The sequence below is a fragment of the Azospirillum thiophilum genome (assembly GCF_001305595.1).
Lineage (GTDB): Bacteria > Pseudomonadota > Alphaproteobacteria > Azospirillales > Azospirillaceae > Azospirillum > Azospirillum thiophilum.
This window is the reverse complement of record NZ_CP012401.1, coordinates 1,287,819-1,309,926: the sequence shown is the minus strand read 5'-3', so window position 1 is coordinate 1,309,926 and position 22,108 is coordinate 1,287,819. Positions and strand designations below refer to the sequence as shown.

Annotated in this window: 22 protein-coding genes; 13 read left to right on the top strand and 9 right to left on the bottom strand. The window is 70.9% G+C overall.

Translation table 11 applies throughout. The annotated features are described in order from the left end of the window. Nucleotides 1-100: 100 nt before the first annotated feature. Both AL072_RS06045 and AL072_RS06040 read left to right on the top strand, forming a co-directional pair. Entirely contained in the window at nt 101-478 is a 378-nt protein-coding gene (locus AL072_RS06045; protein ID WP_045581092.1) for a VOC family protein, read from the top strand. 25 nt (nt 479-503) lie between these two features. Next, entirely contained in the window at nt 504-1,241 is a 738-nt protein-coding gene (locus AL072_RS06040) for a helix-turn-helix transcriptional regulator (protein ID WP_045581093.1), read from the top strand. Here the strand turns inward: AL072_RS06040 and AL072_RS06035 are convergent. Continuing rightward, nucleotides 1,238-2,245: an NAD(P)H-dependent glycerol-3-phosphate dehydrogenase gene (locus AL072_RS06035; protein ID WP_045582453.1), complete on the bottom strand. Its 1,008-nt coding sequence runs from the start codon at nt 2,243-2,245 to the stop codon at nt 1,238-1,240. The two genes, AL072_RS06040 and AL072_RS06035, sit on opposite strands and share 4 nt — an antisense overlap. Nucleotides 2,246-2,291: 46 nt before the next feature. After that, on the bottom strand, nt 2,292-3,365 hold the full coding sequence (gene tsaD / locus AL072_RS06030; RefSeq protein ID WP_045581094.1) for a tRNA (adenosine(37)-N6)-threonylcarbamoyltransferase complex transferase subunit TsaD: 1,074 nt from the start codon (nt 3,363-3,365) through the stop codon (nt 2,292-2,294). A 45-nt stretch (nt 3,366-3,410) separates the two neighbouring features. On the opposite strand from tsaD, the gene AL072_RS06025 reads away from it, so the two are divergent. The 5 genes from AL072_RS06025 (at nt 3,411) to AL072_RS06005 (ending at nt 9,385) form a co-directional block, all read left to right on the top strand. Beyond that, a complete protein-coding gene (locus tag AL072_RS06025) occupies nt 3,411-4,295 on the top strand; it encodes a class I SAM-dependent methyltransferase (RefSeq protein WP_052709927.1) in 885 nt (294 codons plus the stop codon). A 72-nt stretch (nt 4,296-4,367) separates the two neighbouring features. After that, a complete protein-coding gene (hemC, locus tag AL072_RS06020) occupies nt 4,368-5,306 on the top strand; it encodes a hydroxymethylbilane synthase (protein WP_045581095.1) in 939 nt (312 codons plus the stop codon). Between the two features lie 52 nt (nt 5,307-5,358). Continuing rightward, on the top strand, nt 5,359-6,129 hold the full coding sequence (locus tag AL072_RS06015; protein WP_045581096.1) for a uroporphyrinogen-III synthase: 771 nt from the start codon (nt 5,359-5,361) through the stop codon (nt 6,127-6,129). Nucleotides 6,130-6,278: 149 nt separating this feature from the next. Next, nucleotides 6,279-8,039 (top strand): mitofilin family membrane protein, encoded by a 1,761-nt coding sequence (locus AL072_RS34855; protein ID WP_045581097.1) that lies wholly within the window; start codon nt 6,279-6,281, stop codon nt 8,037-8,039. After that, a complete protein-coding gene (locus AL072_RS06005) occupies nt 8,036-9,385 on the top strand; it encodes a heme biosynthesis protein HemY (protein WP_045581098.1) in 1,350 nt (449 codons plus the stop codon). Before AL072_RS34855 ends, AL072_RS06005 begins: the two co-directional genes overlap by 4 nt. Before the next feature lie 49 nt (nt 9,386-9,434). Here the strand turns inward: AL072_RS06005 and AL072_RS06000 are convergent, their stop codons facing one another. Then, nucleotides 9,435-11,393, bottom strand: a complete 1,959-nt coding sequence (locus tag AL072_RS06000; protein ID WP_045581099.1) for a right-handed parallel beta-helix repeat-containing protein — start codon at nt 11,391-11,393, stop codon at nt 9,435-9,437. Nucleotides 11,394-11,635: 242 nt separating this feature from the next. On the opposite strand from AL072_RS06000, the gene AL072_RS05995 reads away from it, so the two are divergent. Next, complete coding sequence (locus tag AL072_RS05995) at nt 11,636-13,081, top strand: membrane protein (RefSeq protein WP_045581100.1); 1,446 nt, start codon at nt 11,636-11,638, stop codon at nt 13,079-13,081. After that, a complete protein-coding gene (locus AL072_RS05990) occupies nt 13,078-14,043 on the top strand; it encodes a glycosyltransferase family 2 protein (protein WP_045581101.1) in 966 nt (321 codons plus the stop codon). Before AL072_RS05995 ends, AL072_RS05990 begins: the two co-directional genes overlap by 4 nt. Here AL072_RS05990 and AL072_RS05985 read toward each other — a convergent pair. Continuing rightward, nucleotides 13,979-14,548 carry an MAPEG family protein gene (locus AL072_RS05985; RefSeq protein WP_045581102.1) on the bottom strand — a complete coding sequence of 190 codons (570 nt, stop codon included), beginning with the start codon at nt 14,546-14,548 and terminating at the stop codon, nt 13,979-13,981. The two genes, AL072_RS05990 and AL072_RS05985, sit on opposite strands and share 65 nt — an antisense overlap. 313 nt (nt 14,549-14,861) lie before the next feature. On the opposite strand from AL072_RS05985, the gene AL072_RS35945 reads away from it, so the two are divergent. Continuing rightward, nucleotides 14,862-14,990 (top strand): hypothetical protein, encoded by a 129-nt coding sequence (locus AL072_RS35945; RefSeq protein WP_281178655.1) that lies wholly within the window; start codon nt 14,862-14,864, stop codon nt 14,988-14,990. A 111-nt stretch (nt 14,991-15,101) separates the two neighbouring features. Here the strand turns inward: AL072_RS35945 and pspC are convergent, their stop codons facing one another. The 4 genes from pspC to AL072_RS35165 all read right to left on the bottom strand — a co-directional run bounded on the left by pspC (nt 15,102) and on the right by AL072_RS35165 (nt 16,929). Beyond that, nucleotides 15,102-15,503 (bottom strand): envelope stress response membrane protein PspC, encoded by a 402-nt coding sequence (pspC, locus tag AL072_RS05980; protein WP_045581103.1) that lies wholly within the window; start codon nt 15,501-15,503, stop codon nt 15,102-15,104. A 254-nt stretch (nt 15,504-15,757) separates the two neighbouring features. After that, nucleotides 15,758-15,985, bottom strand: a complete 228-nt coding sequence (gene pspB / locus AL072_RS05975) for an envelope stress response membrane protein PspB (RefSeq protein WP_045581104.1) — start codon at nt 15,983-15,985, stop codon at nt 15,758-15,760. Between the two features lie 78 nt (nt 15,986-16,063). Beyond that, complete coding sequence (pspA, locus tag AL072_RS05970; protein ID WP_045581105.1) at nt 16,064-16,735, bottom strand: phage shock protein PspA; 672 nt, start codon at nt 16,733-16,735, stop codon at nt 16,064-16,066. Between the two features lie 17 nt (nt 16,736-16,752). After that, entirely contained in the window at nt 16,753-16,929 is a 177-nt protein-coding gene (locus tag AL072_RS35165) for a hypothetical protein (protein ID WP_167543366.1), read from the bottom strand. Between the two features lie 180 nt (nt 16,930-17,109). Between AL072_RS35165 and pspF the strand changes: the two genes are divergently transcribed. Both pspF and aceB read left to right on the top strand, forming a co-directional pair. Beyond that, nucleotides 17,110-18,180 (top strand): phage shock protein operon transcriptional activator, encoded by a 1,071-nt coding sequence (pspF, locus tag AL072_RS05965; protein ID WP_045581106.1) that lies wholly within the window; start codon nt 17,110-17,112, stop codon nt 18,178-18,180. A 289-nt stretch (nt 18,181-18,469) separates the two neighbouring features. Beyond that, complete coding sequence (aceB, locus tag AL072_RS05960; protein ID WP_045581107.1) at nt 18,470-20,074, top strand: malate synthase A; 1,605 nt, start codon at nt 18,470-18,472, stop codon at nt 20,072-20,074. A 128-nt stretch (nt 20,075-20,202) separates the two neighbouring features. Here the strand turns inward: aceB and AL072_RS05955 are convergent, their stop codons facing one another. Further along, nucleotides 20,203-20,970, bottom strand: a complete 768-nt coding sequence (locus AL072_RS05955) for a class I SAM-dependent methyltransferase (RefSeq protein ID WP_045581108.1) — start codon at nt 20,968-20,970, stop codon at nt 20,203-20,205. Nucleotides 20,971-21,139: 169 nt separating this feature from the next. On the opposite strand from AL072_RS05955, the gene AL072_RS05950 reads away from it, so the two are divergent. After that, complete coding sequence (locus tag AL072_RS05950; protein ID WP_045581109.1) at nt 21,140-22,096, top strand: acetyl-CoA carboxylase carboxyltransferase subunit alpha; 957 nt, start codon at nt 21,140-21,142, stop codon at nt 22,094-22,096. The last annotated feature ends 12 nt before the right edge of the window (nt 22,097-22,108 follow it).

The following is a 22,108-nucleotide window of genomic DNA, read 5'->3' as shown; positions in this document are numbered from 1 at the left end:
CGCTCCTGACATCACGCTGTCAGGAGGGGGTGTGCTATCAAGGGGGCGTGCCGGCACGAACCACGAACATCCCCCCTTCCTCCCGTCAGGAGCCTGTTCCATGAACACGCCGAACGTCGTCACCTGGTTCGAGATCCCCGCCGCCGACCTCGCCCGCGCCGTGCGCTTCTACGAGACCGTCTTCGCCGTCACCCTGGTGCAGGAACCCTGCCCCAGCGGCATGAAGATGGCCGTCTTCCCCGCCGAGGGCGACGCCGTGAAGGGCTGCCTGATCCAACACGACTCCTGCAAGCCCAGCGCCGACGGCACCACCGTCTACCTGAACGGCGGCGACGACCTGTCGGCCCCGCTGGCCCGCGCCGAGCAGGCTGGTGCGGCCATCGTCGTGCCGAAAACGCTGATCACGCCCGAGATCGGCTATTTCGCACAGTTCATCGACAGCGAGGGCAACCGGGTCGGCCTCTATTCGATGCACTGATCCCTTATCCCGGGACGCCACCGCCATGCGCCGCGCCGACCGCCTGTTCCAGATCGTCCAGCATCTCCGCAAGGGGCGGCTGGTGACGGCTGCCGAGCTGGCGCGGTGCCTGGAGGTGTCGGAACGCACCGTCTACCGCGACATGCGCGACCTCGCCTCCTCCGGCGTGCCGGTGGAGGGCGAGGCCGGCGTCGGCTATCTGCTGCGCGACGGCTACGACCTGCCGCCGCTGATGTTCACCCGCGACGAGGTGGAGGCGCTGGTGGTCGGCGCCCGCCTCGCCCGTGCCTGGGTCGGCGGCGCCCTTGCCGATGCCGCCGCCCGCGCGCTCGACAAGGTCGAGGCGGTGGTGCCGGAGGCGCGGCGGCGCGAGCTGGCCGACAGCCGGGTCTTCGTCCCCGACTTCTCCTTCCCCGCCCCCTTGCGCGAGCGGATGGACGTGCTGCGCTGCGCCATCAACGCCCGCCGCGTCGTGCTGTTCGACTACCGCCGCCAGGACGGCACCAATTCCGCCCGCGCGGTCCAGCCGCTGGGCCTGTTCTTCTGGGGCCGGGTGTGGACGCTGGGCGCCTGGTGCGAGCTGCGCGGCGAATTCCGCAGCTTCCGCATCGACCGCATGGACAGTCTCGCGGCGCTGGACCGCCGCTTCGACGAGCTCCCCGGCCGCGGCCTGGAGGATTATCTGGCGCTCTGGCGCGAGGAGGCCTGCCGCGACCGGGACAGCGAGCCGGCGCATGCCGACGGCTGGACCGGGAAGCCCTAGAATCCCTCGCCGCGGAAGGGCCGGGACAGCAGCCCCTCGATGGTCTCGTCCAGCCCGGCGCCGCGGTTCAGGATGGCGTCGACCGCGCCGCAGATCGGCATGTCGACACCCAGCTTCGCCGCCAGCCCGACCACCGCGGCGGCGGTATAGACGCCCTCCGCCACCGACCGGCGGACGGCCAGGATGTCGGCCAGTGCCTTGCCCTCGCCCAGCGCCGCCCCCAGCGACATGTTGCGCGACTGCAGGCTGGAGCAGGTCAGCGTCAGGTCGCCAAGCCCCGACAGCCCCATCAGCGTCTCCGCCCGGCCGCCCAGCGCCAGCGCCAGCCGGGTGATCTCCGCCAGCCCGCGGGTGATCAGCGCGGCGCGCGCGTTGTCGCCCAGCCGCCGCCCCTCGACCACGCCGCAGGCTATGGCCAGCACATTCTTGACCGCCCCGCCGACCTGCGAGCCGACGACGTCGTCAGAGCGGTAGGGCCGGAAGGTCCGGCTGCCCAGCGCCGCCACCAGCGCCGCGCCGAGCTCCTCGTCCGCACAGGCCAGCGTCACCGCCGTCGGCAGCCCGCGCGCCACCTCCGCCGCGAAGGTCGGGCCGGACAGGATCGCCACCGGCGTTCCCCCCGGCAGCGAGGCCGCCACCGCCTCGCTCATCAGCGCGTGGCTGTCCAACTCGATCCCCTTGGCGCACACCACCACCGGCGCCCCCGGCTTCAGCAGCGGCGCCATCCGCGCCGTGACCGTCCGCGCATGCTGGGCCGGCGACACCAGCAGCACCGCGTCGCAGCCGCCGAGCTCAACCAGATCGCCGGTGACGCGCAGCGCGTCGGGCAGCGGCACGCCGGGCAGATAGTCGCGGTTCTCCCGCCGGATGCCCATCGCCTCCACCACCGCCGGCTCGCGCGCCCACAAGAGCGTGTCACGCCCGGCGCGCAGAGCCGCCAGCGCCAGCGCCGTGCCCCAGGCGCCGCCGCCGACGACGCCGATGCGATGGAGGGGAGAGGACACGATGCTCATGGCCGACCACGCAAGCTGTTATTGAGACCGGCGCCCGTCACGCCTTCACCCCCGACCCGACCCCGGCACGCCCGATCGCCGGGACGGCGGTGGGGTCCAGCGGCCAGCGCGGCCGTGGGGCGAAGCTGAGCGGATCGCTTTCGCCCAGGCGGAACCGCTCGATGCCGGCCCAGGCGATCATCGCCGCGTTGTCGGTACACAGCCGCAGCGGCGGGGCGACGAACGGCATGCCGTGCTTCTCCGCCAGCGTCGCCAGCCGGGCGCGGATCGCCTTGTTGGCCGCCACGCCGCCGGCGACCACCAGGGCGCCGCCCTGCGGATGCTCCTCCTTGAAGCGGCGGATGGCGCGGGCGCAGCGGTCGGCCAGCACCTCGGCCACCGTCGCCTGGAAGGCGGCGGCGAGGTCGTCGCGGTCGGCCTCCGTCAAAACGCCGCCCAGTTCCTCCACATGCCGCCGCACCGCGGTCTTCAGCCCGGAGAAGGAGAAATCGCAGCCCGGACGCCCGAGCATCGGCCGCGGCAGCTCGAACCGGCCGGGGTTGGTCGCCCGCGCCGCCGCCTTCTCCACCAGCGGCCCGCCGGGATATCCCAGTCCCAGCAGCTTGGCGGTCTTGTCGAACGCCTCGCCCACCGCATCGTCGATGGTGGTGCCGAGCCGGCGGTAGCGTCCCACCCCCTCGACCGCCAGCAACTGGCAATGGCCGCCCGACACCAGCAGCAGCAGGTAGGGAAAGGCGACGTCGTCGGTCAGCCGCGCGGTCAGCGCGTGGCCTTCCAGATGGTTGACCGCGACGAAGGGCAGCCCGCGCGCCGCGGCGATGGCCTTGGCGGTCATCACGCCGACGATGACGCCGCCGATCAGCCCCGGCCCGCCGGTGGCCGCCACCGCGTCGAGGTCGCCGAAGCCGATCCCAGCCTCCGCCATGGCGCGGCGGATCAGCCCGTCCAGGTGTTCCAGATGGGCGCGGGCGGCGATTTCCGGGACGACGCCGCCATAGGGCGTGTGGTCGTCCAGCTGCGACAGCACCACGTCGGCGCGGATCTCGCGCGCGTCGGTGACGACGGCCGCCGCCGTCTCGTCGCAGCTCGTTTCAATTCCAAGAACGATCATGCCGCCAAACTAGCGGCCTTGGCCGTCCGGGTATAGCGTCGAGTTATGAACCCCGACACCCCGCCCGACGACGGCAGCATCCTCTATTACGACGCCGACTATCCCTCGCTGGAGATCGGCGAGGCGCGGGCCGACGACGCGGCGACGCTCGCCCGCCTGGGCCTGCTCGGCGACGTCGCCTTCTACACCGGCCTGGCGCGCACCACCGGCGCCTCGGACCGCGGCCCGGTGCTGGAGATCGGCTGCGGCACCGGCCGCCTGACCATCCCGCTCGCCCGGACCGGCGCGGAGGTCTGGGCGGTCGACGTCAACCCCGGCATGCTGGCCCAGCTGCGCGACCGGCTGGCCGCCGAGGCGCCGGAGGTCCGGGCGCGCGTCCACATCCTGGAGCAGGACGCCGCCGGCCTCGACCGGCCGGAGCTTGCCGCCCGGCTGGCGATCCTGCCCTTCAACCTGCTGATGATGGTGCCGGACGGCAGGCACGAGGCCCGCCTGCTGGCCGCCGTCGCCCGCCATCTCGCTCCCGGCGGCACGGTGGCGCTCGACGTGATGAACCCGCTGACCCTGCCGCAGGACGCCGATCCCGCCCCCGCCCCTTCGCGCCCACGACGCCATCCGCGCACCGGCAACCCGGTGGTCCGCCATGCCCGGGCCGGCGCGGTGGACGGCAACGGGGTGCAGCGCATCGCCGGCCGCTATGACGAGCTGCTGCCCGACGGCTCGATCCGCAGCACCCCCTTCGCCTTCGGCTGGCGGATGATCGGTCTGGCGGATCTGCGGTCGCGGCTGCCCGCCGCCGGCTTGGCGGTCGACCGGGTCCAGGGCGACTTCGACGGCGCGCCCTGGACGGTCGCCAGCCGGCGCAGCGTGCTGGTCGGTCATCGCCCCTTTGGCCACCGCCCCTTTCAAGGATCTCCGGACGAAATTTGATCCGTCTCAATCTTCGGTATGGCAGGGCGACGAATCCTTGCAAAGCTGTGCGGATCGCCTAGAACACGCCCTATGACGACCCACCCGCTCCGTATCGGGACGCGCGGCAGCCCGCTGGCGCTGGCGCAGGCCCATGAAACCCGCGACCGCCTGATCGCCGCCCATCCCCATCTGGCCGCCCCCGGCGCCATCGAGATCGTCGTCTTCAAGACCACCGGAGACCGCATCCTCGACCGCACCCTGGCGGAGGCGGGCGGCAAGGGCCTGTTCACCAAGGAGCTGGAGGAGGCGCTGTTCGACAACCGCGCCGACCTTGCCGTCCATTCGATGAAGGACGTGCCGACCCAGCTGCCCGACGGGCTGGAGATCGCCACCCTCCTGCCGCGCGAGGATCCGCGCGACGCCTTCTTCGCCCGCTCCGGCGGCGGACTGGCCGACCTGCCCGCCGGCGCCGTCGTCGGCACCGCCGGCCTGCGCCGTCAGGCCCAGGTGCTGGAGCTGCGCCCCGACCTGACCATCGTCCCCCTGCGGGGCAACGTGCAGACCCGCCTGTCCAAGCTCGACGCCGGGGAGGTGGACGCCACCCTGCTGGCGCTCGCCGGTCTGCGCCGCCTCGGCCTGACCAGCCGCATCAGCGCGGTGCTGGAGCCGGAAACCATGCTGCCCGCGGTCGCCCAGGGCGCCATCGGCATCGAGATCCGCAGCGACGACAGCGACACCCGCGCCCTGCTGGCGCCGCTGAACTGCGCGGAGACGACGGTGCGCGTCACCGCGGAACGCGCGCTGCTCGCCGCCCTCGACGGCTCCTGCCGCACGCCGATCGCCGCGCTGGCGATGCTGGAGGGCGACCGGCTCCATCTGCGCGCCAAGGTGCTGTCGCACGATGGCCGCAGCATCTTCCGGGCCGAACGCCGCGGCACGGCCGCCGAGGCCCTGTTGCTGGGCGCCGACGCCGGGGCCGAGATCCGGTCGCAGCTGCCCCCCGGTTTCTTCGCCGCCGCTCCGCACTGACCGTCGGCTTGGCGGGTTTTCCGGATAGCGGAAAAGACAGCAGGTCTTCCGGATGACGGAAAAACAGCACGCCTCCCCTTCCCGGCAGGGCCGTACGCGCCTTCTTGTCACCCGTCCGATGGAGGACGCCGAGCCTCTGGTCCGGCGGCTGGAGGCGCTCGGCCATGCCGTGGCGGTGGAGCCGATGCTGTCGATGGTGTGGATCGACGGGCCGGAACCGGACCTATCGAACGTACAGGCTTTGCTGTTCACCAGTGCGAATGGCGTACGGGCATACTCCAAACGTACGAGCCGGCGCGACCGTCCGGTGCAGGCCGTCGGCGACGCCACGGCCCGGGCAGCGCGCGAGGCCGGCTTCGCCGACGTCGACAGCGCGTCGGGCGACGTGTACGCCCTGGCGGACCGCGTCCGGCTCCTGCGCGATCCGGCGGCAGGTACGCTGCTGCATGTGGCGGGAAGCAAGGTGGCGGGCGACCTTGCCGGGCTGCTGGGAGCGGCCGGGTTCACGCTGCACCGCAGCGTGATGTACGACGCCGTACCCGCTTCCACCCTGTCGGAGGAGACCGCGACATTTTTGCGTACGTCCGGCATCGCCGGCGTGTTGTTTTTCTCTCCCCGTACCGCGGCCTCCTTTGTTAGGCTGCTGGCCGAGGCCGGACTGGTCGACCGTTGTCGTACGGTCGACGCGTTCTGTCTCAGCCCCGCGGTCGCGGAGGCTGCCCGTGCGTACGGCGACCAGGGAGTGACGCCGTGGCGAAGCGTACGGGTGGCGGCCCGGCCGGAGCAGGACGCCTTGCTCGATCTGTTGCCGGCCGCCGGGTGACACCGGCGCGGTCCGGCCGTTCGGCCTGATCCCAGGCGCGCCCCCTACGGGGTACGCCGCGCTGGACGGGCAGGCCGTACGGAGGATGAGCGGACCGGTCCGGGGGCTGTGGCGTTAAGACGAACAACAGCGAACCGAAGGTACAGCCCATGACCTCTCGTCCAGGCTCCGAACGCCCCGGCACCGACCGTGACGGCGACGGCGCCAGCACCGGCAATGCGGCGGTCGACCGCATCGTCGAACGTTTCGGCGGCATCCGCCCGATGGCCAACAAGCTGGACACCCCGGTGACGACGGTGCAGGGCTGGAAGAAGCGCGGCGCGATCCCGCTGGCCCGCCATGCCGACCTGCGCGCCGCCGCCGCCAAGCACCGAATCAAGCTGGACGACGCCGACCTGGACGCGGCCACCCCCAGCGAGGACCGGCAGACCGACACCGCCCCGGCCGTCATCGTCACGCCCGCCCCCGCCGCCCCCGTCGATGTGACGCCCGCCGACGCCACCTCTGCCGACGTCACACCCGCCGACACCACGCCCGCCGACACCGTTCCGGTGGTGGAGCCGGTCCCGGCCGCCGCACCGGCCGACAGCATCCCCGGCGCCGATGTCCCGGCCGGGCCGCAGGCGTCCGACGCGCTGATCCCGCCCGCCACGCCGCTCGGGACGACCGAACCCGGCAAGGAGGAGGCGAAGGCCGAAGAGGCGCAGGCGGAGGACGCCAAGCCGTCCGACTCCGCAACGCCCTGGTCCTCCACCGGCTCCACTGGCGGCACCACCGGCGGCACGGGCTACGGCAGCACCGCCGACGCCGAGCCGGTGCGCCCGACCATCGCGCCGACGCCCTCATATCTCGACGAGCCGCGCTCCGGCAGCGGCTTCGCCACCGCGCTGTCGATCGTCGCCCTGCTGGTCGGCGCCGCCGCGCTGTCGGCGCCCTGGTGGGGCCCCGCCCTGCCCGGCTGGCCGTCCCCGGCCGCTCCGGCCGCCACCTCCACCGCCGCCGCCCCGGCCGATCCCGTCCTGCGCGCGCAGATCCAGCAGCTGGTCGACCGCGTCGCCAAGCTGGAGCAGCGCCCGGCCGCCGCACCGGCCGGCAATGGCGGCAGCGCCGCCGACCTCACCGCCCTGACCGGGCGGATCGACGCGCTGGAGAAGCGCCCGGCCGCCGATCCCGCCGCCGGCGCTGCCGCCGACGACGCCCGGAAGGCGCTGGCCGACCGCCTCGCCGCGCTGGAACAGAAGCTCACCGCCGTCTCCGGCAACAGCCAGGCGGCGCAGGAACTGCGCACCGAGGTCGACTCGCTGAAGCAGCAGGTCTCGACCGTCAGCCAGGGCCTGGAGAAGCGCCAGGACGCCGCCACCGCCGCCCAGGCGCTGGTTCTGGCCGCCGGCCAGCTGCGCGCCTCGCTGTCGGGCGGCCAGCCGTTCCAGCAGGATCTGCAGGCGGTCCGCGCGCTCAACATCGCCGATGCCGGGGTGTCCCAGCCGCTCGACGCGGTGGCCCCCTATGCCGCCAAGGGCATTCAGACCCGCGCCCAGCTGACCGACCGCTTCCAGCCGCTGGCTGGCGAGATCGTCCGCGCCGGGATCCGCGGCGAGGGCAACGGCTGGATCGACTCGGCGGTCGGCAAGCTGTCGACCCTGGTCACCGTGCGCCGCGAGGGCGGCGGGGTGGTCGGCACCACCGACGACGCCATCGTCGCCCGTGCCGAGGCCGCTCTCTCCGCCGGCAATCTCGGCAAGGCGGTCGAGGAGCTGTCGGCCCTGCAGGGTCCGGCCGCCCAGGCCGCCGCCCCCTGGCTGGCCGACGCCAAGGCGCGTCTGGCCGCCGATCAGGCGGTGCGCCAGCTGAACGACCGTGCCATCGCCCTGATGACCACCGCCGCCGGCGGGAAAGGGGCCGCCCAATGATCCGCGCCCTCTGGTTCCTTCTGAAGGTCGCGGTCGTCATCGCCGCCGCGATCTGGCTGGCCGACCGTCCCGGCACCGTCAGCGTCCATTGGCTGGGCTATGCCGTCGAGGCGCCCTTCTGGGTCGCGCTGCTGGTCGGGCTGGCGGCGCTGGGCATCGCGGCGCTGGGCTACCGCCTGCTGCGCGGCCTGATCCGCACGCCGCAGCGCATCCGCCGCCACAGCCGGGCCCGCCGCCGCGAACGCGGCTACCGCGCCCTGACCCAGGGCATGGTCGCGATCGCCGCCGGCGACGCGCCGACCGCGCGCAAGATGGCGCGCAAGGCCGACGGGCTGCTGAACGAGCCGCCGCTGACCATGCTGCTGTCGGCCCAGGCCGCCCAGCTCCAGGGCGACGAGCGCGCCGCCAAGCAGTATTTCCATGCCATGCTGGAGCGGCCGGAGACGGCCTTCCTCGGCATGCGCGGGCTGCTGACCCAGGCGATCAAGTCGGGCGACCGGGTGGAGGCGCTGACCCTCGCCCGCAAGGCGCGCGGGCTCCAGCCCGACACGCCGTGGCTGCTCGGCACGCTCTATGACCTGGAGGCGCGGGCCGGCGACTGGGCTGCGGCCGAAGGCACGCTGCAGCAGGCGATCCAGGCCGGGGCCATCCCGACCGAGGAGGGCCGCCGCCACCGCGCCGTCCTGCTGCTGGAGCGCAGCTTCGAGGCGGAACGCCGCGGCCGGGCCGACGCCGCCCTGTCGCACGCCCAGGCGGCGCACGACCTGATGCCGGGCTTCGTCCCCGCCGCGGTGCGGCTCGCCCGCCTGCAGGTCGCCGCCGACCGGCTGAAGCCGGCCGCCAAGGTGGTGGAGCGGGCATGGCGGCAGTCGCCGCATCCGGAGCTGGCCGAGGTCTACCGCGGCATCATCGCCAGCTACGACGCGCTGACCCGCGTCCGGCTGTTCCAGAAGCTGCTGCGGCAGTCGCCCGACTCGGCCGAATCGCATCTGGCGGTCGCCCGCGCCGCGATCGACGCCCAGCTGTGGGGTGAGGCGCGCCAGCACCTGAACCGCGCGATGGAGATCGGCCCGACCCGCCGCGCCTACCGGCTGATGGCCGAGCTCGAGCGTGGCGAGCGCCATGACGAGGATGCTGCGAAGGACTGGCTGGCCAAGGCCGCCAACGCGCCGGAAGACCCGGTGTGGACCTGCGGCTCCTGTGGGGCGGTCAGCCACAATTGGGGCGGGCTGTGCGGCCATTGCGGCGCCTTCGACAGCCTGGCCTGGAAGGCCCCGACCGTCGCCGTTCCCCTGATGGAACCGACGGACATCCCCCCGGCACTCGCCCGCCCGGCGACCGCGTAAGGATAGACGCATGTTCGACCCCCTCTCCCGCCCCGGGAGAGGGGGTTTTTTATTGCCGCATCCCCTCCGGCCCGACGCGGTCGAGGGGCAGGTTCTTCAGGGCGCGGAGGCGGTCCAGGGTCCGGGGGGCAGGGGCGGCGGCGGCACTTGCGGCTCCGCCGGCGATCCTGGCCCCGGCGGCAGCCGCCTCCGGCGCCCCTGCATCGGGCGCCGCAGTCTCCAGCCGGTTGTCCTCCATGCGGAACTCGCCGCCGGTCAGGCTGGTGACGAGCTGGTCCTTCGGCGACGGCCCCGCCACCACGTTGCCGTTGGCGACGTTGCCGTGCATCAGCCCGGCCTTGCCGGCGCTGGGCACCCATTCCAGCCGCAGGAAGCGGTCCTTGGCATCGGGCATCAGGGTGACGTTGTCCGACACCCGGTTGTTGTCGCCGCCATGCAGGAAGATGGCGGCGGCGCCGGTGTTCTCCAGCAGGTTGCCCTGCACCGTCACGCCGCTGGTCATGTCGTCCAGATAAATGCCGAAGCCCTTGTAGCGGACCAGCCAGCGCCCCTGCGCGTCGGTGGCCAGCCCGCCGCTGTCGCGGATATCGTTGAAGCGGACGATGCTGCGGGTGTCGTTGCCGCTGCGGCCCAGCATCTCGATGGCGCCGGCGTCGGCGGTCTGGCGGGCGGTGTCGCGGATGCGGTTGAACTCGACGATGTTGTCGCTGTTCACCGTCTGCGGGTTCCAGTTCTTGATCGAGATGCCGTAGCGCGCGGCGCGGCGGATGTCGTTGTGGGCGATCAGCGTGCCGCTGATGCCGGCCGCCATCACCCCGCCGCCGAAGAAGCGCACCTCGCCGATGTCGCTGATGCGGTTGGCGAGGACGCGGTTGTCGCGGCTGCCCGGCGCCAGCAGGACGCCGCTGCGGCCGAGATGCTCCATCCGGTTGCCCGACACCTCGCTGCGGACGGCGCCGTCCAGCGTCACCGCGGTGCCGACCAGGGCGAAGCGGTTGCCGGCGATGCGCAGGCCGCTGCCGCCCTTGGCCAGCACGGCGCTGCCGTCCCACGGCACGTCGGCGAAGCTCAGCCCCTGCACCGTCACGTCACGGGCGTTGTCCAGCCGCAGCAGCGTCGCCTGCCGCGCCACCACCAGCTCCGCCCGCCCGCCCTCTAGCCCGGTGCCCAGCCCGGCCGGCGGCTTCACCAGCAGCCGCTTTGCCCTGGCGTCCCAGGCGAATTCGCCAGGCCGCCTCAGGAAGTCGGGATGGCCAAGCAGCCTGACGGTGGAGCCGTCGCGGTAGGGATACTGCCCATCGCCGTCGAGGGTCAGCAGCCCGCCCGGATCGGCGGAGGCGACGCCCAGCAGGTCGTCGGACAGCCGTTCGCGGTCCAGCGCCTGCGCCCGCACCCCCGGCCCGGCCCAGCCGGCCTTCAGCACCCCGGGCGGCAGCCGCATCTGCCGCCTGCTCCCGGGCCTCTTGGAATCTGACTGGACGGCCTTCGCCGGGAACCAGCCGCTGCGCGGGTCGCCGGGCGTGAAATCGCCGCTGCGCGCCGCATCGAGCCGCTGCCCGCCGATGGACACGTCCAATCCCGGATCGCGCGCCAGCGGCGCCGACAGCAGGCCGTTCGCCGGCTGCGCGCCGCCCACCGGCTCGCCGCCCGACAGCACCGGCTCCTCGCCCTCCGCCGCGATCAGGCGCAGGCCGGCCAGCGAGCCATCAACCACCAGCGGCGCCGTCAGCCGATAGGTTCCGCCATGCAGCCGAACCGTCGCCGGGCCGTTGCCCTTCGCCGCCGCCAGTGCCCGGGCCGGGGTGGCGAAGGGGCCGTCGCGACCGTCCGCCGACGGCTGGGGCAGGCGCCCCGACCAGCGGTCGTTGCCGGCGGGGGACACATGGAAGCTCGTCTCCGCCGCTACCGCCGCCCCTCCGGCGGCAGGCAGCAGAAAGGCACAGATCGACAGGGCAAGGGGCAGGAGTCGGATCGCTCCACCGCGAAGGCGAGGCTGGGGACGGGGCATTGCAGAACCTCCTCGGTTGCGACCGGCCTTCCGCCGAAGGGGGGAGACTGACCCAGCGCCGCCGCACCGGCAAAAGCGCGAAGGGGGTGTGCGGGTGCGAAGGGGCCACGCCCTCTGCACCCCTGCCGCGACGGGATGGGACGTATAGGCTGGCTTTCCTCCCAGCCCGACCGGCCGGTCGTCCGGCTTCGCCCGCGTCCGGCCCAGGTCGGGCCAAGCCCGTAACCGGGGACGGTGTGCCGATGATCGAAATGGCGCTGATCGCGCAGGTTCTGGTGCTGGTGCTGGTGGCCGTGGTGTTCCTCAGCACCGGCAGCGCGTCGATGTTCCATCCGCTGACGCTGTACCTGATCTTCCACGCCCTGGTCTTCGTCATGCGGCCGATCCTGGTCCACACCCAGCATTTCGACGACGTGTGGCTGTTCATGGGCTTCTGGCCGGACGAGCAGCAGTTCGTCATGACGCTGGTGGTCAGCTCGGTGGCGCTGGTCGCCTTTTCCGCCGCCTGCGCCTGGGCCGGGCTGGCCAGGCCCGACTGGACCCCGAACGGCGAGCCGGCGCCGGCCTTCGTCTTCGACCGGGTCGACATCGTGGCCTTCCTGACCACCGCGGCGCTGCTGGCGCCGCTGGCGATCTATTCGGCGATCCAGCGCCAGGGCGGCGCCAGTTTCGACGGCACCGGCGACGTGCAGATGGAACGCGATCCGCTGACCGGCCAGCCGATCTACACCAACACCACCGGCTACATCGCCGAGGCCCATTCGATGGGCCTGCCGCTGACGCTCGGGCTGATCTGGATCTGCCGCTTCCACCCGCTGTCCTTCCTCCCCTTCGCCGGCTTCGTCGCCTACCGCGCCTATCTCGGCTGGGGGCGCTGGGCGATCATCATGGGCATCCTCGGGCTGGTGCTGCTGCTGCTGTACCGCACCCGCACCCGCTGGTTCCGGCTGTGGCATGTGCTGGCGGCGGTGCCGGTGATGGGGCTGTTCACGCTGCTCGGCAACAACCGCGACGCCTTCCGCGACGTGCTGGCCGGCGACGCGCCGCCGTCGGTCCTGCTGCGCTTCAACGGCGGCAGCGGCGGCGGCCGGGCGATCGACGCGCTGGCCGGCCAGGATTTGGCGAATTTCGACTTCCTCTCCTACATCCTGTGGGTGGTGCCGAAACAGTCGGCCACCTACACCTGGTTCACCCAGTATCTGCAGCTGTTCACCGAGCCGATTCCGCGCCTGCTGTGGCCGGGCAAGCCGGTGGGCGCGCCGGTGAAGTGGGTCGACCTCAACGACTACGGCGTCTTCTACAACCTGACCACCTCGCTGCCGGGCGACGGCTGGATGAGCGCCGGCTGGATCGGCATGATCGTCACCATGGTCGCGGTCGGCCTGATCCTGGGGCGGCTGCACCGCTGGTTCTGGGTCAGCGGCTTCCGCAACCGCTATGCCGTGCTGTTCTATTGCGCCTTCCTGCCGCTGTGCCTGCAATGGTTCCGCGACGGCAACATCACCATCGTGAAGTTCGGCTTCTTCTCGCTGCTGCCGATCCTGCTGTGGATCGGGCTGACACGGGTGCTGCGCGCCTGGGGGATCCTGGACGACGACCCGCTGGGACCGGTGGTGGCGCCGCCCAATCTTGCCGGGCGTCATAATCTTGCCGGGCAGCCCAATCTTGCCGGAAGGGAGCCGTCATGACGCTGACCGTCAGCGCCGTCATCGCCACCTACAACCGCGGGCCGGAGCTACGCATCGCCCTGACCCGGCTGATGGCCCAGACCGCGCCGCCGATGGAGATCATCGTCATCGACGACGGCTCCAGCGACGGCACAGGCGCGATGATGCGGGCGGAGTTCCCCACCGTCCGCTACATCCGCCAGCCGCACAATGGCGGGCTGATCCTCGCCCGCAACTTCGGCTTCGTGAACACGACCGGGGACTGCATCCTGTCGGTCGACGACGACAGCTGGTTCGAGGAGCCGGACGGGCTCGCCCGCTGCGTCGCCCATCTCCAGGACAATCCCGACGTCGCCGCCGTGGCCTGCAACATCGAGACGCGCGACGGGCTGGTCTATTTCCCCAAGGCCGCCGCCCCCTTCGACGTGCCGTGGTATGTCGGCTGCGGCCATCTGCTGCGGCGCAGCGCGGTCGAGAAGGTCGGGCTCTACATGCCCGAGCTCTACCGCCAGGGGGAGGAGAAGGACCGCTGCCTGCGTCTGGTCGGCGCCGGCTTCCGCGTCGTGGCGCTGCCCGGCGTCATGGTCTACCACGACAAGAGCGAGAAGGGCCGCAAGCCTGGGCTGGAGCGCTTCTACAACCACCGCAACGACCTGATCCGCGAGGTGGCACGCTGCCCGGCCCCGCTGCTGGCATGGCGGCTGGCGCGGAGCTGGGCCGGCAACAGCTGGAAGAACCTGCGCCGGGGGCCGCGCCTGACCGACCTGAAGGTGCTGCTGGCCCTGCCGGAGATCCTGCGCATCGGCCTGAAGCACCGCGCCCCGGTCGGCGTCGAGGCCTACCGCCGCTGGCTGCATCTGGCGAAGACCGCGGCCCCCTCCGGCGCGTCGATGGAAAAGCCCCTCAACCGCAAGCCCCTCAGCCGCCCGGCTGCATCCCGCCCAGCTGCAGCAGAACGGCCCAGCCCAGCACGATCAGAGTGACGGTCAGCGTCATCGCCATGCCAGGCGCCCGCGCGAAGGGATGGATCAGGTATCCCGCCCAGAACAGCAGCCGCCCCAGCACGAACAGCCCGGTCGCCACCGCCGCCGCTCCCATCGAGGGCACCGGCAGGGTGGCGACCAGGGCGGCCAGCGCCGGCAGGAAGATGGCGGTCTGCTCCACGCTGTTGGCCAGCACCCGCTGGCTGACGCGCTGGCCGCGCGATTCGGGATCCTCGATCGGGTTGAAGGCCTGGGTGCGCCCGCGCATCGCCATCACGCCGAAGACCATGGCGAACAGCACCAGCGCCGGCCACAGCGCCAGCCGCGCCCACAGGGCCATCCGCGCGCCGGGCGCGTTGATGCCCATCGGCGGCGCCACCAGCGACAGCAGCAGGACGAACAGCAGCACCGTCACCACCGCCGAGGAGCCGTTCAGCAGCAGGGCGGGCAGAACCAGCGACTTCCGCCGCCGGGCGGACTGCGGGCGGATGGCGGTTTCGGACATGGCGGGCGGGCTCCATCGCGAGAGGGCATGAACGAAGGGACATGAACGAAGGGACATGAACGAAGGGGACTTGGACGAAGTGCGGGTCATCCCCGATTGACCTGTCCGACCCATCGGGGAAGGATCGTATCGGTCCTGACCTTCAATAACGGCCATGCCCGTGATTTGGATCAAGGCCCCGATGCCGTCTTGCGTATCCCATGCAGGGGTGTCCCGTTGGAGACCTGTTGCCAGCCTCTCTTTTCGCTACCATGTTCTAATCATCTTGCTTCACCATGTGGGTGAACGCAGGGATCTCGATGGTGGAGGGTCTATGATGGATCTTGTTCTGCTCGGTGGTGCGGTGGCGGCGGCTGCGGCGTTGGCCGGTCTGATCGCCACGATGCCCACCCCGAAACCGATTCCGATCCGCGTCCGCGACCGGCGCCGCCAGCGCCGCTGACGGCACCGGCAGGCCGGCCCCACAACCGATCCCTGCAATGATGGGATGGGCGGATCGGCTTGGCTTGACCGGGAGGTTTTGACAGCCGGCAGGGTTTGACGCGAAGAGCGGTCAGCGGTCCAGATCGCGGATCGCGCGGTTCAGCTCGAACTCCTTGGAGGCGACATAGGCCTCCATCCCGACGATCCGCTTCTCCATGTCGCGAAAGCGCTGGGTCAGGCCGGCGAGCGTGCGGTCGGGTTTGGTCGATACCGTCCGCCAGAAGGCTTCCTCCTCGGAATCGCGATAGAGCTGCGCCGGACGGACCGGCAGCACCAGCACCGCGATGACATAGGCGATCACCAACGGCACCGAAAAGATGAACAGGCCGAACAGCATCGGCAGCCGGACGACGCCCGGCCGCACGCCGAAATAATCGGCGACGCCCTTGCACACCCCACCCAGCACCCCGCGTTGCGGATCGCGGTAGAGCCGGTGCGGATTCGGCGAGTCGTAAGGGGACGTGCGGTCCATGGCGGCCTCGTTCCTTTCGTTGAGTTTCAGGTTGGTACAGGAAGTGCTGCGGCTGTTGCCCTGGTTGCCCCCGTCCCTCCCCCGCTTCGCGATGGAGGGGGCAGAAGCTTTGCAGGGGTTCGGCGGCAGTCCCCTCTCCCTCGAAGCTCTCGCACAAAGCTCTGCTTTGTGCTGACGCGGCAGGCGGACCGTAGGTCCGCTGAGAGCGGGGGAGGGTTAGGGAGGGGGCAATCGCCAGCCGACATCCCACCCCATCACACCTTGTTGCGCCAGTTCGGCGCCTCGGCGTCGAGCACGCGTTCCAGCGTCTGGACGCGGGTCTCCAGCCGGTTGGAGATTTCCCACAGCTCGGCCAGCAGCCGTTCGTCCTGCGCCGTGAGCCCGCGCTGCGACCGCCATTTGGTGATGTAGTGGAAGACGATCCAGACCGGCGCCACCACCACCATGAACAGCACCGCAAGGACGAAACCCAGGATCCCCATGGTCGTCGGGCCTTCTTATTGTCGTGAGTACAAGGAGGCGGGGCGTCGCCGCCCCGCCCCGCTGCCGGAACCGACCGGTCAGCCGTTGCGGCGGGCGGCGATCCGCGCCTTCAGCGCAGCCAGATCCTCTTCGACCTTGTGCGCCGCCTCAAGCTCGGCGATCTCCTCGGTCAGGCTCTTGGTGCGGCCGACGTCATAGGCCTCGACCCGGCCCTCCATCTCGTCCAGGTTGCGCTCGACCTGCTCGAAGCGCGACAGGGCGTCGTTGATGCGCTCGTCATGCAGGACGGTGCGGACCTTGACCCGGTTGCTGGCGGTCTGGGTGCGGGCGACCAGCGCCTTTTCGCGGGTCTTGGCGTCGGTCAGCTTGGCCTGGAGCCGGCCGATGTCCTCGTTGGCCTTGGCCAGCGCGGCTTCGACCTGCACCAGCTGCTCGGTCAGCGTGTCGGCCTGCTCGGCGACCTTCGACTTGGCCAGCAGGGCACCCTTGGCCAGATCCTCGCGGTCGCGGGTCAGCGCCACCTCGGCCTTGCGGTCCCATTCGTCGCGCTCGCGGTGGAGGTCGGCGACGCGGCGTTCGATCTCCTTCTTCTCCGCGATGATCTTGACGGTGGAGGACCGCACCTCGACCAGCGTGTCCTCCATCTCCTGGATGATCAGGCGGATCAGCTTCTCCGGCTCCTCGGCGCGGTCGAGCAGGGAATTCAGGTTCGACTGCACGATGTCGGTCAGGCGCGAAAAGATGCTCATGGTCTGTATCCTGTGAATCAGCCGAGGATGGCGCCGGCGACGATGCCGGCAAAGAAGAACAGCCAGCTTTCCGCCGGCCGGGTGGCGAGGTAGTTGCGCACGCGCCGCAGCGTCGGGCGGCCCGTCGAAGGACCCTGCGCGCTGTCGGAACGGTGACCGCCATAGCGGCGGCGGAAATCGCTGAAGTCGCTCATGTGTGATCTCCTTGCCTTTGCAGCCTTCATCGCAACCGCCGTGCCAAGTCGCGCCGCTCCCCTCCAACCCGTTGCCATGACTGGGTTTTCACCGTTCGGCACCCAACAATGCATCGGGTTGCCGCATCGCCATTTCAGCGATACAATCGCCATTTCAGTGAACTTCCGGCGAAAAGCGCGATGATTCCCAACCCACCCTCGCTGCTCGGCGAATCGCCGGCCTTCCTCTCAGCGCTGGCCCATGTGTCGCGGGTGGCGCCGCTGGAGCGGCCGGTACTGGTGATCGGGGAGCGCGGAACTGGCAAGGAGCTGATCGCCGCCCGCCTGCATTACCTGTCGCAACGGTGGGACCGCCCCTTCGTCAAGGTGAACTGCGCCGCCCTGCCCGAGTCGCTGCTCGATTCGGAGCTGTTCGGGCATGAGGCCGGGGCCTTCACCGGCGCCACCCGCCGCCAGATCGGTCGGATCGAGCAGGCCGACGGCGGCACCCTGTTCCTGGACGAGATAGCCACCGCCTCCCCCGCCGTTCAGGAGAAGCTGCTGCGCGCCGTCGAATATGGCGAGATCGAGCGGGTCGGCGGCCGCACCGCCACCGTCGACGTCCGGGTCGTCGGCGCCACCAACGCCGATTTGCCGGCGCTGGCCGCGGACGGGCGGTTCCGCGCCGACCTGCTGGACCGGCTGGCCTTCGACGTGGTGACCCTGCCGCCGCTGCGTGCCCGGCCCGACGACATCCCGCCGCTGGCCGAGCATTTCGCGCTGGGCATGGTGCGCGAATTGGAACGCCCGCTGTTCCACGGCTTCACCGCCGCGGCGCTCGACCGCCTGCGCGGCCATGACTGGCCCGGCAACGTGCGCGAACTGCGCAACGCGGTGGAACGCTCGGTCGCCGCCGCCGATCCCGACGAGCCGCTCGACCACATCATCCTCGACCCCTTCGATTCACCCTGGCGTCCGGCCGCCATGCCGACGGCGCGGGCGCTTGCCGCCTCCGTTCCGGACCAGCCTGCTTCGGAGCAGCCTGCGCCGGATGGGCCCAGCGCCCCGGACGGCAACATTCTCGACCGGGTCCGCGAGTTCGAGGCCGCCCTGCTGCGCGAGGCCCTGGAACGTCACCGTTTCAACCAGCGCCAGACCGCCGACGCCCTCGGCCTCGGCTACCACCAGCTTCGCGGCATGCTGAAGAAGCACGGGCTGATTCCGTCACCTCAGGATTTTCAGCCCAAACTTACGCGGAATTCCGCTTCGTGATAGGAAAAGACCACCCCTTCCCCAGCCATTGGAGCCCCCCGAATGCCCCGCCCCGCAATCCCCGGCCTCCCCGCCCCGCCGCCGCGGATGGAACAGTGAACAGCGCGGCCGATTCTGTTCCATACGGTTTCAAATGTTCCATTCGTCCGGCGGGACACCTCCCGGAATCTCCCGAAGGATCCCCCCTCTGCGACCATAGGCCGTCCCCGGCCGGCAGGCAGGCCGTGCTATACCGGGTTCTCAACCGTCGCAAAGCGGTTCGTCACGATACGGGAAGGGGAGCAGCGCGATGGCCACCAGCATGTCCGGCCTTGAGGTCCGTGGTCCGGTCAAGCCGGGTTTCGAGGAGATCCTGACGCCCGAGGCACTGGCCTTCCTTGCCGAGTTGGAGGGGCGGTTCGGGCCTGAGCGGCAGCGGCTGATGGACGTGCGGAGCAAGCGGCAGGCGCTGCTGGACCAGGGGCACAAGCCCGATTTCCTGCCGGAGACCCGCGCCATCCGCGAGGCCGACTGGACCATCGCCCCGTTGCCGGTCGATCTGCTCGACCGCCGGGTCGAGATCACCGGCCCGGTCGACCGCAAGATGGTCATCAACGCGCTGAACAGCGGCGCCAAAGTCTTCATGGCCGACTATGAGGATGCGACCTGCCCGACCTGGACCAATCTGGTCGAGGGGCAGATCAACATCCGCGATGCCGTGCGCCGGACCATCTCCTACGAGGATCCTGCCAGCGGGAAGAAATACCGCCTCAGCGACAAGACCGCGGTCCTGAAGATCCGCCCGCGCGGCTGGCATCTGGAGGAGCGCCATGTGCTGATGGACGGCGAGCCGATGTCGGGCGCGCTGTTCGACTTCGGCCTGCATGTCTTCCACAACGCGCATGAACTGCTGGCTCGCGGCAGCGGCCCCTATGTCTATCTGCCCAAGCTGGAAAGCCATTTCGAGGCGCGGCTGTGGCGCGAGGTCTTCCTGGTGGCGGAGGAGTACCTGCACCTGCCCCACGGCTCGATCAAGGCGACGGTGCTGATCGAGACCATCCTGGCCGCCTTCGAGATGGACGAGATCCTCTACGAACTGCGCGAGCATTCCGCCGGCCTGAACTGCGGGCGCTGGGACTACATCTTCAGCTTCATCAAGAAGTTCCGGAAGGACCCCGCCGCCGTCATGCCCGACCGGGCGGAGGTGACGATGGCGACCCCCTTCCTGTCGGCCTACAGCCAGCTGGCGATCAAGACCTGCCACCGCCGCGGCGCGCCGGCCATCGGCGGCATGGCCGCCTTCATCCCGGTCAAGGGCAATCCGGAAGCGAACGAGATCGCCTTCTCCCGCGTGCGCGCCGACAAGGAGCGCGAGGCGTCCAACGGCCATGACGGCACCTGGGTCGCCCATCCCGGGCTGGTGCCGGTGGCCTGCGAGGTGTTCGACACCTACATGCCGACGCCGAACCAGATCGCCCGCAAGCGCACCGACGTCGTCGTCACCGCCGCCGACCTGCTGGCGGTGCCCCCCGGTCCCAGGACCGAGGCCGGCCTGCGCAGCGACGTGGCGGTCGGCATCGGCTATATCGAAGCATGGCTGCGCGGGCTGGGCTGCGTCCCGCTGTTCAACCTGATGGAGGACGCCGCCACCGCGGAGATCAGCCGCACCCAGGTCTGGCAATGGGTCCACACCGGCACTCTGCTGGACGACGGGCAGGCGGTGACCATGGGTCTGGTCGACCGCATCATCGCCGAGGAACTGTCCGCCTGGAAGGACCGCGTCGGCGCCGAACCCTATATGGGGGGACGCTATGCCGACGCCGCCGCCCTCTTCCGCGATCTGGTCGCCCGCGACGACTTCACCGACTTCCTGACCCTGCCGGCCTACGACCGCCTGGTGGCCGAGGGGGCGTAAGGGGCGCTGCCGGCCCCCTCCCTCCCACGCCTTTGGCGGTGGAGGGACAGGAAGCGGCAGTCCCCTCTCCCTCGAAAAGGGGGAGGGTTAGGGAGGGGGCATCGAAGCCTTGGCCTAACCCGTCCCCCCTACCCCACCTGGCCCAACAGGACCGTCAGCGGCCAGCGGATACGCCGCTCCGTCTCCGGGTCGCCCCACAGCGGCGCGATCTCCTCCGCGAATTCTTCCAGCGGGTTGCGACCCGTCGCCCTGGCGGCCGCCTTCACCCCCGACCAGGTGCTCATATAGCCGAGCAGCCGCGGCAGCGACCACAGCGCCTCCATCGCCAGCGGCGGCACCGGCAGCGCCGGGAAGGGGAAGTCGAGGTCGCGGTAGCCGTTCACCACCTTCCAGCGGTCGGCCGGCCAGTGGGGACCGAGCGTGCCGTTGTGGAAACGCTCGACCGCCGCATCCAGCGCCGGGTCGTCCAGCCGCTGCAGCGCGTAGCAGACCAGCGCCACCGCCGCCGCCGGCTTCGCCACCCGCCGGACCTCGGCATAGAAGCGGGGCAGGTCGAACCAGTGCGCCGCCTGCGCCGCGACGATCAGGTCGCAGCAGCCATCGGGCAGGCCGCCATCGGACAGGCCGATGTCCTCCGCCGGGGCGACGGCGTAGCGGACGCGGTCATGTGCCTCGGCCCGGGCGATCTGGTCGGCGCTGGCGTCGGTGGCATGGACCGCCGCGAAGCGGGCGGCCAGCGCGGTGGAGAACTGTCCGTTGCCGCAACCGGCATCCCAGGCCAGCCCGGTCGACGGCGCCGCGTCCGCCAGCGCCGCGGCCAGACCGTCCGGATAGCTGGGCCGAAAGGCGCGGTAATCCCCGGCATGGCCGGAGAAATGGTCCTTGAAGGATGGCATCGGGAACGATTGGCCTTGGAGTTCCGTGGCCGATGAGGATAAACCCTGTGGGTTCGTCGCGGAACCCTTCCCGGGGCATCCCGCATCTTTCCGCTGTGGCGCAGGCGCGCCGGGCGTGCTAACCAAGCGCGCGATTTTCCGTGCGCCTCGCCAACCACCCGTGTCCGGCATGCAGACCTTCCTGGAATTCGAAAAGCCGATCGCCGAGCTTGAAGGCAAGATCGAGGAGTTGCGGCACCTGACCAACGCCGGCGACATCAACATCGCCGACGAGGTCGCCAAGCTGCAGACCAAGGTCGACAAGCTCCTGCGGCAGACCTACGCCAAGCTCACGCCCGCGCAGAAGGTTCAGGTGGCCCGCCACCCCAATCGTCCGCACTGCCTGGACTATGTGCATGGCCTGATCGAGGACTTCACGCCGCTGGCCGGCGACCGCCATTACGCCGAGGACCGTGCGGTCATCGGCGGGCTGGGGCGCTTCCGCGGCCGCTCGGTCGTGGTGATCGGCCAGGAAAAGGGCAACGACACCGAGACGCGCGTCCGCCACAATTTCGGCATGGCGAAGCCCGAAGGCTACCGCAAGGCCCAGCGCCTCATGGATCTGGCCGACCGCTTCAAGCTGCCGGTCGTCTCGCTGGTCGATACCGCCGGCGCCTTCCCCGGCGTCCAGGCGGAGGAGCGCGGCCAGGCCGAGGCCATCGCCAAGAGCATCGAGCGCTGCCTGCGGCTGTCCGTGCCGATGATCGCCTCGGTCATCGGCGAGGGCGGCTCGGGCGGCGCCATCGCCATCGCCACCGCCGACCGCGTCCTGATGCTGGAACACGCCATCTATTCGGTGATCTCGCCGGAAGGCTGCGCGTCGATCCTGTGGCGCAGCTCCGACATGGCGGGCGAGGCGGCCATCGCGCTGCGCCTGATCAGCCAGGACCTGAAGGAACTGGGCGTCATCGACCATGTGGTGAGCGAGCCCATCGGCGGCGCCCACCGCGACCCGGCCGAGACGATCAGGAAGCTGGGCGACTGCATCGAGGAGTCGCTGGGCGAACTGGACGGGCTCGACGGCCCGGCGCTGCGCACCAAGCGCCGCGAGAAGTTCCTGGAGATGGGGCAGAAGGGGCTGGGGTAAGTTCTTAGCCCG

Excerpts from the sequence above, each read along its gene's own strand:
- aceB (WP_045581107.1), top strand. The coding sequence starts at position 18,470 with ATGGCCACCAGCATGTCCGGCCTTGAGGTCCGTGGTCCGGTCAAGCCG.
- pspA (WP_045581105.1), bottom strand. The coding sequence starts at position 16,735 with ATGAGCATCTTTTCGCGCCTGACCGACATCGTGCAGTCGAACCTGAAT.
- pspC (WP_045581103.1), bottom strand. The coding sequence starts at position 15,503 with ATGGACCGCACGTCCCCTTACGACTCGCCGAATCCGCACCGGCTCTAC.
- AL072_RS05950 (WP_045581109.1), top strand. The coding sequence starts at position 21,140 with ATGCAGACCTTCCTGGAATTCGAAAAGCCGATCGCCGAGCTTGAAGGC.
- tsaD (WP_045581094.1), bottom strand. The coding sequence starts at position 3,365 with ATGATCGTTCTTGGAATTGAAACGAGCTGCGACGAGACGGCGGCGGCC.
- AL072_RS05955 (WP_045581108.1), bottom strand. The coding sequence starts at position 20,970 with ATGCCATCCTTCAAGGACCATTTCTCCGGCCATGCCGGGGATTACCGC.
- AL072_RS06040 (WP_045581093.1), top strand. The coding sequence starts at position 504 with ATGCGCCGCGCCGACCGCCTGTTCCAGATCGTCCAGCATCTCCGCAAG.
- AL072_RS35165 (WP_167543366.1), bottom strand. The coding sequence starts at position 16,929 with ATGAGCGACTTCAGCGATTTCCGCCGCCGCTATGGCGGTCACCGTTCC.
- AL072_RS06000 (WP_045581099.1), bottom strand. The coding sequence starts at position 11,393 with ATGCCCCGTCCCCAGCCTCGCCTTCGCGGTGGAGCGATCCGACTCCTG.
- AL072_RS05985 (WP_045581102.1), bottom strand. The coding sequence starts at position 14,548 with ATGTCCGAAACCGCCATCCGCCCGCAGTCCGCCCGGCGGCGGAAGTCG.
- pspB (WP_045581104.1), bottom strand. The coding sequence starts at position 15,985 with ATGGGGATCCTGGGTTTCGTCCTTGCGGTGCTGTTCATGGTGGTGGTG.
- AL072_RS34855 (WP_045581097.1), top strand. The coding sequence starts at position 6,279 with ATGACCTCTCGTCCAGGCTCCGAACGCCCCGGCACCGACCGTGACGGC.
- AL072_RS05995 (WP_045581100.1), top strand. The coding sequence starts at position 11,636 with ATGATCGAAATGGCGCTGATCGCGCAGGTTCTGGTGCTGGTGCTGGTG.
- pspF (WP_045581106.1), top strand. The coding sequence starts at position 17,110 with ATGATTCCCAACCCACCCTCGCTGCTCGGCGAATCGCCGGCCTTCCTC.
- AL072_RS06015 (WP_045581096.1), top strand. The coding sequence starts at position 5,359 with ATGACGGAAAAACAGCACGCCTCCCCTTCCCGGCAGGGCCGTACGCGC.
- AL072_RS06025 (WP_052709927.1), top strand. The coding sequence starts at position 3,411 with ATGAACCCCGACACCCCGCCCGACGACGGCAGCATCCTCTATTACGAC.
- AL072_RS06005 (WP_045581098.1), top strand. The coding sequence starts at position 8,036 with ATGATCCGCGCCCTCTGGTTCCTTCTGAAGGTCGCGGTCGTCATCGCC.
- AL072_RS06045 (WP_045581092.1), top strand. The coding sequence starts at position 101 with ATGAACACGCCGAACGTCGTCACCTGGTTCGAGATCCCCGCCGCCGAC.
- AL072_RS35945 (WP_281178655.1), top strand. The coding sequence starts at position 14,862 with ATGATGGATCTTGTTCTGCTCGGTGGTGCGGTGGCGGCGGCTGCGGCG.
- AL072_RS05990 (WP_045581101.1), top strand. The coding sequence starts at position 13,078 with ATGACGCTGACCGTCAGCGCCGTCATCGCCACCTACAACCGCGGGCCG.
- hemC (WP_045581095.1), top strand. The coding sequence starts at position 4,368 with ATGACGACCCACCCGCTCCGTATCGGGACGCGCGGCAGCCCGCTGGCG.